This is a genomic window from Saccharopolyspora sp. NPDC002578 (assembly GCF_053592695.1).
In genome coordinates this window covers 1-12,687 of record NZ_JBSFWJ010000008.1, presented here as the reverse complement: position 1 = coordinate 12,687, position 12,687 = coordinate 1, and the positions used below count along the sequence as shown (strand labels likewise).

The 12,687-nt window shown below is 72.3% G+C and carries 12 protein-coding genes; 10 read left to right on the top strand and 2 right to left on the bottom strand.

Annotated features, from left to right (window positions below):
• The first annotated feature begins 96 nt into the window (after nt 1–96).
• Both ACWD38_RS06345 and ACWD38_RS06340 read left to right on the top strand, forming a co-directional pair.
• Entirely contained in the window at nt 97–678 is a 582-nt protein-coding gene (locus ACWD38_RS06345) for an FxsA family protein (RefSeq protein WP_184479928.1), read from the top strand.
• Nucleotides 679–1,081: 403 nt separating this feature from the next.
• Complete coding sequence (locus tag ACWD38_RS06340; RefSeq protein WP_184479927.1) at nt 1,082–2,695, top strand: amidohydrolase; 1,614 nt, start codon at nt 1,082–1,084, stop codon at nt 2,693–2,695.
• A gap of 388 nt (nt 2,696–3,083) precedes the next feature.
• On the opposite strand, the gene ACWD38_RS06335 is transcribed toward ACWD38_RS06340, so the two are convergent.
• Nucleotides 3,084–3,797: an IclR family transcriptional regulator gene (locus tag ACWD38_RS06335; protein WP_246456908.1), complete on the bottom strand. Its 714-nt coding sequence runs from the start codon at nt 3,795–3,797 to the stop codon at nt 3,084–3,086.
• 145 nt (nt 3,798–3,942) lie between these two features.
• Here ACWD38_RS06335 and ACWD38_RS06330 point away from each other — a divergent pair, with 145 nt between their 5' ends.
• The 8 genes from ACWD38_RS06330 (at nt 3,943) to fahA (ending at nt 12,139) form a co-directional block, all read left to right on the top strand.
• On the top strand, nt 3,943–4,368 hold the full coding sequence (locus ACWD38_RS06330; RefSeq protein WP_343071455.1) for a nuclear transport factor 2 family protein: 426 nt from the start codon (nt 3,943–3,945) through the stop codon (nt 4,366–4,368).
• A gap of 25 nt (nt 4,369–4,393) precedes the next feature.
• Nucleotides 4,394–5,221: an SDR family NAD(P)-dependent oxidoreductase gene (locus tag ACWD38_RS06325; protein WP_184479925.1), complete on the top strand. Its 828-nt coding sequence runs from the start codon at nt 4,394–4,396 to the stop codon at nt 5,219–5,221.
• Entirely contained in the window at nt 5,214–6,005 is a 792-nt protein-coding gene (locus tag ACWD38_RS06320) for an SDR family NAD(P)-dependent oxidoreductase (protein WP_450123486.1), read from the top strand. The genes ACWD38_RS06325 and ACWD38_RS06320 overlap by 8 nt, the downstream gene beginning before the upstream one ends.
• On the top strand, nt 6,005–7,426 hold the full coding sequence (locus ACWD38_RS06315; RefSeq protein ID WP_184479923.1) for an FAD-dependent oxidoreductase: 1,422 nt from the start codon (nt 6,005–6,007) through the stop codon (nt 7,424–7,426). Before ACWD38_RS06320 ends, ACWD38_RS06315 begins: the two co-directional genes overlap by 1 nt.
• A 63-nt stretch (nt 7,427–7,489) precedes the next feature.
• Nucleotides 7,490–8,833: an MFS transporter gene (locus ACWD38_RS06310; RefSeq protein ID WP_184479922.1), complete on the top strand. Its 1,344-nt coding sequence runs from the start codon at nt 7,490–7,492 to the stop codon at nt 8,831–8,833.
• A gap of 86 nt (nt 8,834–8,919) precedes the next feature.
• Nucleotides 8,920–10,116 (top strand): homogentisate 1,2-dioxygenase, encoded by a 1,197-nt coding sequence (locus ACWD38_RS06305; RefSeq protein ID WP_184479921.1) that lies wholly within the window; start codon nt 8,920–8,922, stop codon nt 10,114–10,116.
• The gene (locus tag ACWD38_RS06300; protein WP_184479920.1) at nt 10,113–10,970 is read left to right on the top strand and encodes a hypothetical protein; all 858 of its coding nucleotides are present in this window, start codon (nt 10,113–10,115) and stop codon (nt 10,968–10,970) included. Before ACWD38_RS06305 ends, ACWD38_RS06300 begins: the two co-directional genes overlap by 4 nt.
• On the top strand, nt 10,967–12,139 hold the full coding sequence (fahA, locus tag ACWD38_RS06295) for a fumarylacetoacetase (protein WP_184479919.1): 1,173 nt from the start codon (nt 10,967–10,969) through the stop codon (nt 12,137–12,139). Before ACWD38_RS06300 ends, fahA begins: the two co-directional genes overlap by 4 nt.
• Nucleotides 12,140–12,190: 51 nt before the next feature.
• On the opposite strand, the gene ACWD38_RS06290 is transcribed toward fahA, so the two are convergent.
• A complete protein-coding gene (locus ACWD38_RS06290) occupies nt 12,191–12,580 on the bottom strand; it encodes a hypothetical protein (protein ID WP_450123485.1) in 390 nt (129 codons plus the stop codon).
• Nucleotides 12,581–12,687: the final 107 nt, after the last annotated feature.

Below are 12,687 nucleotides of genomic sequence, written 5' to 3'. Positions count from 1 at the left end.
GCCGGTAACACCGCGTGAATCGATCGTCCGGTTCGGGAGCAAATCGGGCATCCCGTGCGTTGAGCGAGTGAGACGGAATGCCTCCGGAGGTTCGCTTTGCCCATTCTCCTGCTGCTCCTGGCCATCGGCGTCGTGGAGATCAGCGTGCTCGTGCTGGTCGGCAGCGCCATCGGCGTGCTGCCCACGATCGGCCTGCTGATCGCGGGCGCCGCCCTCGGCAGCTGGATGCTGCGCAGGGAGGGGCGCCGCGCCTTCGAAGCGTTCAACGAGGCCGCCCGGCTGCGCAGGCCACCGGAGCGGGAGGTCGCCGACGGCGTGCTGATCGTCGCGGGCGGGCTGCTCGTCGTGCTCCCCGGTTTCGTCAGCGACGTGCTCGGGCTGCTGTGCCTGCTGCCGCCGACCAGGGCGTTCCTGCGCCGCCGCCTGCAGCGCGCCGCGGAACGCCGCGCCGAGCAGATGCAGGAGCGGATGCGCGCGGGCGCCGGCGCCGGCTGGGTCGGCGGCATGCCCGGCGCCCGGTTCCCCGGCGCGGGACGGCCCGGCGCGGGCTACCGCGACGACGGCGACGTCATCGACGGCGAGGTCGTGTCGGTCAGTGAGGACGACATCCCGAAGCAGCACCCGTCGCTGGACGCATCGACGCAGGCAGAGCGCCCGGACGGCGGCTCGGCGCGGTGAACCGCACGGCGTGACGTCGATCCCGCGAGCACTGCGGGTAAGCTTCGGCGAACGATCGTGGCCGGAGTCGGGAGCGGCGCTCCAGACGCCGGCCACGGTGGCGCACGGGCGAAGTCCGGACGGCGCGGACCTCGATCGACCCCAGCCGCGGTGATCCGCGTAAGGTGATCGACCCGGCTCCTGACCGAGCGGGTGGGGTCGTTCGGGTGGGAGAGTGCCGCCCTGATCGGCCGGACCAGGTCGGCGACGCGGAACCGGCGGTCCCGCGTCGACCGAGGCGGTCGGCGCGGCCCGGAGTGGAGGGGTCCGCCGATGGGCGGGGACCAGGTGAAACAGGTCGCCACGCCTTGCGCCGCCAGCAAGCCGAAGCCGGGGGAGATCCCCAGGACAGGGAACACAGGACATGTCCGAGACCACGTTGCTGCTCGGCGGCCGGATTCATTCGCCCGCCGATGCCGACGCCACCGCGATGGCCGTCATCGACGGCACCATCGCCTGGGTCGGTTCTGACAGGGTCGGCCGTGCACTGCATCCCGAGGCAGAGATCGTCGACCTCGGCGGGGCGTTCGTCGCGCCCGCGTTCGTCGACGCGCACGTGCACGCCACCTCGTCCGGGTTGTTGATCAACGGCCTGGATCTGACCGGCTGCGCTTCGCTCACCGAGTTCCTGCACGCGCTGCGCGATCACGTGGAGGAACACCCCGGTGCGCTCGTGTGGGGGCACGGCTGGGACGAGACGTGGTGGCCGGAGCGCCGCCCGCCGTCCCGCGCGGAGATCGACACCGCCTGCGGTGGCGCGCCCGTTTACCTGTCGCGGATCGACGTGCACTCGGCCCTGGTGTCGAGCGCGCTGATCGACCGCGCGCCGCTGGCCAAGGACACCGAGGGCTGGAGCCCGGACGGCCCCCTCACCCGCGTCTCGCACCACCACGCGCGCAGCGCGGCCAGGGAATCCCTGAGCCTGCAGCAGCGCCGCGAGGCCCAGCTGGCGTTCCTGCGCCACGCCGCGTCGCAAGGCGTGGCCAGCGTGCACGAGTGCGCAGGCCCGGACATCTCCGGTGCCGACGACCTGCGGGACCTGATGGAGCTCTCCGCTCGCGGCGACGTGCCGGAGGTCATCGGCTACTGGGGTGAGCTGGGCGCGCTGCAGACCGCGCGCGAACTCGGGGTGCGCGGCCTCGGCGGCGACCTGTTCATCGACGGCGCGGTGGGGTCGCGCACGGCCGCGCTGGGCGAGCCCTACACCGACGATCCGACGACGTCGGGCGTGCTCTACCTGGACGCCGAAGCGGTGGCCGAGCACCTGATCGACTGCACCCGGCAGGGCTTGCAGGCCGGTTTCCACGTGATCGGCGACGCCGGGGTGGCCGAAGCCTGCGAGGGTTTCCGCCGGGCGGCGAAGGTGCTGGGCGTTCCCGCGCTGGCGAGCATGCGGCACCGCCTGGAGCACCTGGAGATGGTCGACGCGGAGCAGGCCGCCGAGCTCGGTTCCTTCGGTGTCGTCGCTTCGGTGCAGCCGTCGTTCGACGCCGCCTGGGGCGGCTCGTCGGACATGTACGCGCGCCGGTTGGGCGTGCAGCGCGGCACCCGGCTGAACCCGTTCTCGGCGCTGGCGGCGAACGGGATCGTGCTGGCCTTCGGCTCGGACGCACCGGTGACCCCGGTGGACCCGTGGGCGTCGGTGCGGGCCGCGGTGCACCACCGCACGGACGGTTTCGGGATCTCCCCGCGAGCCGCGTTCACCGCGCACACCCGTGGTGGCTGGCGCGCCGCCGGTTTCGACGACGGCGTGACGGGTGCGCTGGTGCCGGGCGCCCCGGCGACCTACGCGGTGTGGGAAACGGGCGATCTGGTCGTGACCGCACCGGATTCGCGGGTGCAGCGCTGGTCGACGGATCCGCGCGCGGGCGTGCCGCCGCTGCCGGACCTGAGCCCCGGAGCTCCGCTGCCGCGCTGCCAGCGCACGGTCCTGCGCGGCAAGGCGCTCTACATCCGCGACCCCGACGAAGAGGACTGATCCGCCGCACCCGGCCTGCTCTGCGGGCCGGGCGGCGGAACCTCGGCGGTTCGTCCCGGTGGCTCACCCACGCGGAAAGGTGTTGTCCTCGCGAGGAAATCGCTGAGGACCCGCCGGTGGCCCGTGGTCGCTGCTGACGGGGCGACGACCGAAAACGCACCTGGAATGACGAGCTCAAGCAGCGGTAGTCAGCGCTCTTCCCGCTGCGGGAGCGATTTCTCTTGTGCGCCGGGGTGAATGTCGTCGGAAGCCGGCCGCTGAGAACGCGCGGGCGGTCCGGTTGCTCAAGGCCGCTCGCCGCTCTCGCGCGAAGGTCGTTCGAGAATCCGCGGCGATGACGGTTGCCCGGTGGCCCCTGCCCAGCGATTTCCCGGCTGACGCGCCTCGGTCATCGCAGGAGCGCACCCAGGCGGTGTGCGGCGTCGAGGACGATGCGGCCGAGTTCGCGTTCGTCGTCGACTTCGAACAGCGACAGCCCGAGGCTGGTGGGGCGTTCGGTTCCCGGTACCAGCGCGGAGATCCCGGTGATCGACGGCGCGATCTCCCCGTAGGACACGGCGAATCCGCGTTCGCGGGTGCTGCGCACCTCGTCGCGCTCGTGCTCGCGGGCGGGTGCGGCGGCCAGCAGCGCGAGGCCCGCGGAACCGCGGTCGATCGGGTCGACCTGGCCGGGCCGGAACGACACGTGCATCCGGGCGCGGCGCGGCTCGACGATCATGAGCATCCGGACCTGCTGCTCGTCCTCCTGCACCACCAGGTGCGCGGTCGCCTGGGTGCGTTCGGTGAGCTCTTCCAGCACGGGCCGGGCGAGCGTGCGCAGGTCCTGCTCCACGGGCTCGCTCAGGTGCACGAGGCCGGTGCCGAGCGAGATGCGCTTGACGTCGTCGCGGCGGCACAGCCGGTGCGCTTCGAGGGTGCGGACCAGCCGGTGCGCGACGGTGCGGTGCACGGCGACGCGTTCGGCGATCTCGTTGAGGGTGAGCCCGCGCGGGTGTTCGGCGAGCACTTCGAGGATGCGCAGCCCGTTGTGCAGGGTCTTCGACATTCCCGAGTCGAGTTCGACGCCGCTGGGCGCGGTCGGTTCCGCGCTGGTCTCGGACATGCTGCACCTCTCGTACGGCTCTTGACGGGGTGGGTGAGCCCGCTTACAGTCCAGTTGAATCGCACGCCGAGTGCGATAATAGCACGTCTGCTTCGGGTGATCGACCCGACCCGGACGTTCGAGCTCAGGAAGGTGCTCCGTGCCGGTGGGAGACGTCAGCGACGAGGTGCTCGGGCACGTCCACCGCCTCTACGGCGCGCAGAGCCACCGCATCGACGGCGGGCGCGCGCAGGAATGGGCGGCGACGTTCACCCCCGACGGCGAGTTCTGGTCGCCGAGCTACCCCGAGCCCGCCGTCGGCACCGCCGCGCTGGTCGCCTTCGCCGAGCGCTTCGCCGCCGCCGATGAGCAGGCGGGCACCAGGACGCGGCACGTGATCACGAACCTCGACGTCGCATCGGCGGACGGCGCCGGTCTCGTCGTGCGCGGCTACCTCCAGATCGTCGTCACCGAAGCGGGCGGTGCGTCGCGGCTGGCGCGGATGACGACCTTCATCGACGACCTGGTGCGCCTCGACGGGCGGTGGCGAATTCGCCGCCGCGTGGTGCGCCGCGACGACGAACCGCGCTGATCCCCTGACACCGCAAGGAGAAACCATGAGCACTGCGACCGGCCCCGGCGGGGCGCTGCACCGGCCGATCGGCGCCGTCTACCCGGAACTGCCCGGCAAGGTGGCCGTCGTGACGGGCGCCGCCCGCGGAATGGGAGCGGTGTTCGCGCGCGGCCTCGCGGCGCGCGGCGTGCACGTGGTCGGCGGTGACATCGACGCCGCCGGGATGGCGGCCGAAGCCGAGCGGATCAACGCGGCCGTCGCAGACGAATCCTATGTGGATGTTCCGGGGCGCGTTGTCGGACAGGAGGTGGACGTGACGCTCGCCGAGCAGCACGAGCACCTCGCCGCGACGGCGCTCGCGGAGTTCGGCGGGCTCGACTTCTGGGTCAACAACGCGGGAATCTTCCCGTTCGCGCTCGCCGAGGAGATCACCCCGGACCAGTTCGGCGGCACCCTCAAGGTCAACGTCGAAGGCGTCCTCTACGGCGCGCAGGCCGCCGCGCGCCACCTCGCGCCCGGCGGCGCGATCGTGAACATGTCCTCGGTGTCGGCGACCAGGGTGCGTCGCGGCCGGGGCGCCTACTGCAGCTCGAAGGCGGCGGTGGCGCACCTGACCGAATCGCTCGCGGTGGAGCTCGGCGACAAGGGCATCCGGGTCAACTCCATCGCCCCCGGCTACATCGACACCGACATGACCCGCTGGGTCAAGGAGGACCCGGTGGCGCTCAAGCACGCGGTCGACACCGTGCCGCTGCACCGGATCGGCTCCCCGGAGGAGGTGTTCGGCGCGCTGCTGTTCCTGCTGTCCGACAGCGCCCGCTACGTGACCGGGCACAGCATCGCCGTCGACGGCGGGTCCCGGCATGTCTGAGGCGACCGAGCCCGTGCGCTACCCGGACGTCGTGCTGATCACCGGCGCCGCGGCCGGGATGGGCGCCGCGCACGCGCGGGCGCTGGCGCGGCGCGGCGTGCACGTGTGCCTGGCCGACGTCGTCGACGCGGCACCGGTGGCGGCCGAGATCGCCGCGGCGGGCGGGTCCGCCTCCGCGCACGACCTCGACGTCACCGACCCCGCGGCGTGGGAGCGCGTGGTGGACGAGATCCGCGCGGATCGCGGCGCGCTGGGCGGACTGGTGAACAACGCGGGCATCTCGCGGCGGCTGGAGTTCTCCGAGACCACGACCGAGATCTGGGACCTGGTGCTGCGGGTGAACCTGCACGGGCCGTTCCACGGGATGAAGGCCGCGTCCGGGCTGATGCGGGACTCCGGCGGCGGTTCGATCGTGAACATCTCGTCGATCTCCGGGCAGATCGGCTACTTCTCACCCGCCTACTCGGCGAGCAAGTGGGGACTGACGGGGCTGTCGAAGTCGGCGGCGGGCAACTTCGCCGAGTGGGGCATCCGGGTCAACTCGGTGCACCCGGGGCTGGTGGACACCGGATTGCTGGCCGGGTCGGACGCGTTCGTGGAATCCGCGGTGGCCAGCATCCCCGCCGGGCGCACCGGCACGCCGGAGGAGGTCACCGACGCGGTCCTGTTCCTGCTCTCCGACCGCTCGGCGTACATGACCGGCAGCGAGGTGACCGTGGACGGCGGGCTCGTGTCCAACGGCCTGTACCACCGCATCCTCGCCGACACCGGAGGTGAGCTCTGATGACCGAGCACTACGACGTGATCGTCGTGGGCGGCGGCGGAGCGGGGCTGGCCGCGGCCGTCTCGGCCGCCGAACGGGGCGCCTCGGTGCTGCTGTTCGAATCGGAGCGCGAACTCGGCGGCTCCACGCGGCTGTCGGCGGGCATGTTCACCGCCGCGGGCACCAGCGTGCAGGCGGCGCTGGACGTGCGGGACTCGCCGGAGGCGTTCTTCCAGCACTACATGGACCTCAACCAGTGGCTGCTGCGACCCGGCCTGATCCGCGCGTTCTGCGCGCACGCCGGGGCGGCGCTGGAATGGCTGATCGAGCTCGGCGTGGAGATTCCCGCGCAGGTATCCGGGAACGCGCACCAGCCGGGGCTGTGCCAGGCCGGGGTGGAGGACGTGTGGCGCGGGCACGTGCCGAAGGACCAGGGCTACGGCGTGGTGCTGGCGCTGGACGCGGCTCGTCGCGCGCACCGCGTGGAGACCGTGCTCGCCACCCGCGTGCAACGGTTGCTGACCGACGGCGATCGGGTCACCGGTGTCGTCGCCGACGACGTGGCGGTGTCGGCCGACGCCGTGGTCGTCGCCTCCGGCGGTTTCGCCCGCGATCCGGAGCTGGTGGCGCGGTACTACCCGGCCGCGAATCGGGCGGGCGAGGCGCTGTTCGTCGTCGCCGCCGAGGGCAGCAGGGGCGATCACCTGCGGTTCGGCGAGCAGGTCCGCGCCGGGCTCGCCGGGGACGGCTGGGGGCTGATGCTGCCCACCGCGTACTTCCAGCGCAAGCACCACTGGCAGTCCGGTTTCCCGCCTAAGTCCCGCATCCACGTCAACGCGCACGGCCGCCGCTTCATGGACGAGGACGCCTCCTACGCGGTGTCCACCGGCATCATCGAGGCCCAGCCCGGCCCGGTGTGGGCGGTCTTCGACGACCGGGCCCGCCGCGCGCTGCCCGCCGGGTACGCCGACTGGGACGCAGCGAAGGTCCACGACGAAGCCGAAGCGGGCCGCACCGCGCGAGCCGGGAGCCTGCCCGCGCTGGCGGAGCTGATCGGGGTGCCCCCGGCGGCGCTGAGCGCGGCGGTGCGGCGCTGGAACGAGCAGCTCCCGCACGGCACCGACGAGGACTTCCGGCGCCACGAGACCTTGCGCAACAAGGGATCCGCCGCGCCCCCCGAACCGATCTCGGAACCGCCGTTCTACGCGGTGCGCACCCTGCCCGCGGAACTCGTCTGCACGCACGCCGGGCTGGAGATCAACGGCTCGGCGGCCGTGCTGGACCAGGACGGGGCGGTCGTGCCCGGCCTGTTCGCCGCCGGTGAGGCCGGCGCGGGCGTGCTCGGCGCCCGCTACGTCGGCGGCGGCAACGCCGTGGCGAACGCCGTGACCATGGGCCGCATCGCGGGCCGGACGGCGGCGATCCGCGCCGACCGCGCCTGAACACCGTCCCTGGGCGACTCGTCCAGGGCGAGGACTCACCTGCTCAACGTCGAGGAGAACGTCATGCCAGCACCCGCCGAGGTAGAAGGCGGTGACATCGGCAGGAGAACGGTCCGGAAGGTCTCCACCCGGATCTTGCCGATCGTGGGCCTGCTCTACGTGTTCAACTACATGGACCGGGCCAACATCAGCTACGCCCAGCTGGGCATGCAGCACGAGCTCGCGATCACGACCGCCACCTTCGGCGTCGCCGCGTCGATCTTCTTCCTGGTGTACGTGCTGTTCGAGATCCCCAGCAACATGATCATGAAGAAGATCGGCGCCCGGGTCTGGCTGGCGCGCATCGCGATCAGCTGGGGCCTGGTCACCGTGCTCACCGGCTTCGTGCAGAACGTGCCGCAGCTCTACGGCGCGCGCATCCTGCTCGGCATCGCCGAAGCCGGGCTGTTCCCCGGCCTGCTGCTGTACATGACGCTGTGGTTCCGCACGCGGGAACGGGGCAGGGCCATCGCGGCGCTCGCGCTCGCGCAGCCCGTGGCGATGGTGCTGGGCAGCCTCACCGGCGGCGTGATCCTCGACCACGTGCAGTGGTTCGGGCTCAGCGGCTGGCGCTGGGTGTTCATCCTCCAAGGCGCCCCGGCGCTGCTGCTGGGCGCGCTCACCCTGCTGTACCTGCCCAACGTGCCCAGCCAGGCCCGGTTCCTGAGCAAGCAGGAGAGCGAATGGCTGGAACGGGAGATCCGCTCCGAATACCACTCGGAGGAACCCGAGACCTTCCTCGGTCAGCTGCGAATCCTGAAGAACCGCAAGGTGCTGTACCTGGCGGTGGCGAACCTGTTCGCGGCCTGCGGGCTCTACGGCTTCACGTTCTTCCTGCCGCAGATCATCAGCCAGCTCGACCCGTCCTACTCGGCCACCAACATCGGCGTGCTCGGCGCGATCCCGTTCCTGGTCGGCGCCGTCGGCATGCTGCTGGTGGCGCGCAACTCCGACCGCACCGGGGAGCGGCGCGGGCACGTGGTGGCGCTGATGGTGCTGGCCGCGGCGGGCCTCGCGGGCACCATCGCCTTCCGCGAGCAGCCGGTGCCCGCGCTGGTGTGCCTGTCGCTGGTGGCGATCGGGGTGCTCGGCTACATGGCGCCGTACTGGGCGATGGCCGCGCGGGTGCTCTCCCGCGAGCACACCGCCGTCGGCCTCGCGGCGATCAACTCGATCGCGGCGCTGGGCGGGTTCCTCGGGCCGTACGTGATCGGCGTCAACGCGGGCGAGGGCGACGTGTCGGTAGGCCTGTACTTCCCGATCGGGTGCTTGATCGTGTGCGCGGTGATGCTGCTGGCGGTGCGGGTACCCAGGGACGACGGTGCTGAGCGGAAGCGGTCCGAGGGCTCGGCCTCCGCGGTCGGGTGAGCCTCAGGCGTTCAGCGGTGGTGGGCTCGCGGCTCGTTCTGTGCAATGACCGCGCAGCGTGGACGAAGGATCGAGGAGGGGAAGTCATGGCGTACTACCGCCAGGTCGGTGCGGTGCCGCCGAAGCGGCACACCCAGCACCGGGACGACCAGGGCCGGCTGTACTACGAGGAGTTGATGGGGGAGGAGGGCTTCTCCTCGGACTCCTCGCTGCTCTACCACCGCAACCTCCCGTCGGCGATCGTGGACTCGGGGGTGTGGGAGCTGCCGGAGCAGGCGACGACGCCGAACCACCCGCTCACGCCGCGCCACCTGAAGCTGCACGACCTGTTCACGGCCGAGGCGGCCGGTTCCACCGACGTCGTCACCGGCCGCAGGCTGGTGCTGGGCAACGCGGACGTGCGGATCTCCTACGTGGTGGCGAGCAAGGATTCCCCGTTGTACCGCAACGGGATCGGCGACGAGATCGTCTACGTCGAGTCCGGTGCGGCGACCGTGGAGACGGTGTTCGGCGCGCTGGAGGCGAAGACCGGGGACTACGTGCTGCTGCCGCGGGCGACGACGCACCGCTGGCTGCCGCACGACGGCGAACCGCTGCGGGCCTACGCCATCGAGGGCAACGGGCACATCGTGCCGCCGAAGCGCTACCTGTCCCGCTTCGGGCAGCTGCTGGAGAACGCGCCGTACTGCGAACGCGACCTGCACGGGCCCGGTGAGCCGCTGCTGCGGGAGGGCACCGACGTGGAGGTGCTGCTCAAGCACCGCGGCTCCACCGGCATCGTGGGCACCAGCCTGGTCTACCCGCAGCACCCGTTCGACGTCGTCGGCTGGGACGGCTGCCTGTACCCGTACACGTTCAGCGTGCACGACTTCGAGCCGATCACCGGCCGGGTGCACCAGCCGCCGCCGGTGCACCAGGCGTTCGAGGGCGAGAACTTCGTGATCTGCAACTTCGTCCCGCGCAAGGTCGACTACCACCCGCTGTCGATCCCGGTGCCGTACTACCACTCCAACGTCGACAGCGACGAGATCATGTTCTACTGCGGCGGGAACTACGAGGCGCGCAAGGGGTCCGGCATCGGGCAGGGCTCGGTCTCGGTGCATCCCGGCGGGCATTCGCACGGTCCGCAGCCGGGCGCCTACGAGCGCAGCATCGGCGTGGAGTTCTTCGACGAGCTGGCCGTCATGGTCGATACGTTCCGGCCGCTGGAGCTCGGCGAAGGCGGCACCGCCTGCGACGACGGGAAGTACGCGTGGACCTGGGCGGGCGGGAAGCGATCATGACGGTGCCCGCCCTGGTGCGGGGGCTGCTCGACGACGCGGCGGTGTTCCCGCCCGGCCTGCTGCCGCTGCCGCAGGCCGCGCGGGCGCACGCCCGGCACCGCGCCGCGGCCCGCGCGGAGATCGTCGGGCCGCTGGTGGTGCCCGCCTCCGCACTGGCGACGCCGCAGGACCTGGAACCGGTGGGCGACGCGCCGCTGTCGGTGACCGTGCCGGAAGGCCCGGCGGGCGTGCCCGGCGTGCTCGACGCGGTCTCCGGGCGGTTCTCCTTGCGCGCGCTGGAGATTCCGGCCCCGGAGGGCATGGCGGTGGACGTCCTGCGCGCCGAGCTGGAACGGGTGCGGGCGACCACCGGCGCCGAGGTGTTCGTCGAGGTCCCGCGGGACGGCCGGCGCCCCGGCGTGCTCGCGTCGCTGGCGCCGCTGGGCTGCCGGGCGAAGTTCCGCACCGGCGGCGTCCGCGCCGAGCTCTACCCGCCGGTGCCCGAGCTCGCCGCGGCGATCGAGGCGGTGGTGCGCGCCGGAATCCCCTTCAAGGCCACCGCGGGCCTGCACCACGCCGTCCGCAACACCGACCCGGAGACCGGGTTCGACCAACACGGGTTCCTGAACATCCTGCTCGCCGTGGACTCGGCGCTGCGCGGCGGGACCGCCGCCGACCTGGAGCGGGTGCTGGCGGACCGGGACGCGGCGGGCATCGCCGCGCGGATCACCGGCCTGGGCGAGCCGCGGGTGCGCGCCGCGCGCGAGCGGTTCGCCTCCTTCGGCACCTGCAGCATCACCGACCCGCTCGTCGAGCTCGCCGAGCTCGGCCTCACCCCCGACGACCTGGCGCACCCACGAGGAGCCACCGCGTGATCATCGACGTTCCCGCCGATTCCCCCTACGGCACCGAGAACCTGCCCTACGGCGTGTTCAGCACGCCCGGAGCGCCGCCGCGGGTCGGGGTCCGGCTCGCGGACCAGGTCATCGACCTGGCTGAGGCGCTGCACGACGACGTCTTCGCGGCCCCGTCGCTGAACCCGTTCCTGCGCCGCGGCGCGCGGGAGTGGCGGGAGGCCCGCGACCGGCTCACCGAGCTGGTGTCCGGCGACGTGCCCGACGCCGCCGTGCACCCGGTGGAGCAGGTGACGATGCACCTGCCGTTCGAGGTCGCCGACTACGTCGACTTCTACGCCTCCGAGCACCACGCGACGAACCTGGGCAGGTTGTTCCGGCCCGATTCGGAACCGCTGATGCCGAACTGGAAGCACCTGCCCGTCGCCTACCACGGCCGCGCGGGCACCGTCATCTCCTCCGGCACGCCGATCGTGCGGCCCAGCGGTCAGCGCAAGGCACCGGACGAGTCCGCTCCCGGTTTCGGGCCGAGCAGGCGGCTGGACATCGAGGCGGAGCTCGGTTTCGTCGTCGGCACCGGTTCCGACCTGGGTGTTCCGGTGCCGGTGGAGGAGTTCGCCTCGCACGTCTTCGGGGCCGTGCTCGTCAACGACTGGTCCGCGCGCGACCTGCAGGCCTGGGAGTACGTGCCGCTGGGGCCGTTCCTCGGCAAGAGCTTCGCCACCTCGATCTCGCCGTGGGTGGTTCCGCTGCTCGCCTTGGAAGGGGCCAGGGTGCCCACGCCGCGCCAGGACCCGGAGCCGCTGCCGTACCTGCGCGAGCCCGAACCGTGGGGCCTGGACGTCGAGTTCAGCGTGCGGTGGAACGGACAGGAGGTCAGCCGCCCGCCGTACCGCGAGATGTACTGGTCCCCGGCGCAGATGCTCGCGCACCTGACCGTCAACGGCGCCACCTGCCGCACCGGGGACCTGTTCGCCTCCGGCACCGTCTCCGGGCCGGCGCGGGACCAGCGCGGCGCGTTCATCGAACTCACCTGGGGCGGCGCGGAACCGGTGCTGGTCAACGGTGCCGAGCGGACGTTCCTGGAGGACGGCGACGAGATCACCCTCACCGCTTCGGCGCCCACCGCTTCGGGCGCTCGCCTCGGTTTCGGTGAGCTCACCAATCTGATCCTGCCCGCCCGGACCTGATCCACCGCCTACGTGGCCCGTTCCGCCCGGCCGGGGTTCGGCGGGACGGGCCTAGCAGGTGAGCACGGCGGTGTCCGGTGCCTGCCGGACGCGCGGCGCCAACGCCGGGTGGTCCGCGGCGAGCGCCGCATCGAGATCGGCCCGCGACGAGCCGAGCAGCTCGGCCACGAGCACCAGGTCCTCGCGTTCCGGCTCGTCGAGCACGCCACCGGCGGTGGCCGCCGCGGCCAGCGCGCGCAAGTAGTCGGCGTGCAGCGCCGAGACCTGCTCCTGCTCCAGGCCGCAGTGCTCGGCGGCCTGCGACAGCGCGTCCTGCCCGTCGATCGACAGGTTCCGGTCGACCAGCGTCGCGTCGAGCGCGGTCAGGTACTCGTCGGCCTGCGGCGGTTCGGGCACGCTCGGGAGCACTTCGACGATCCGGGCCAGGAAGTGGTCCGGCACCGCGTCGGGGTGCCGTCGCGGCGCCGGCGCCGCCCCGGATCTGATCCGGCGTCCACACTCCCTGCACGGAGACCTCCCACTCGCGGTTGCTGCCGTCTTACCCGATC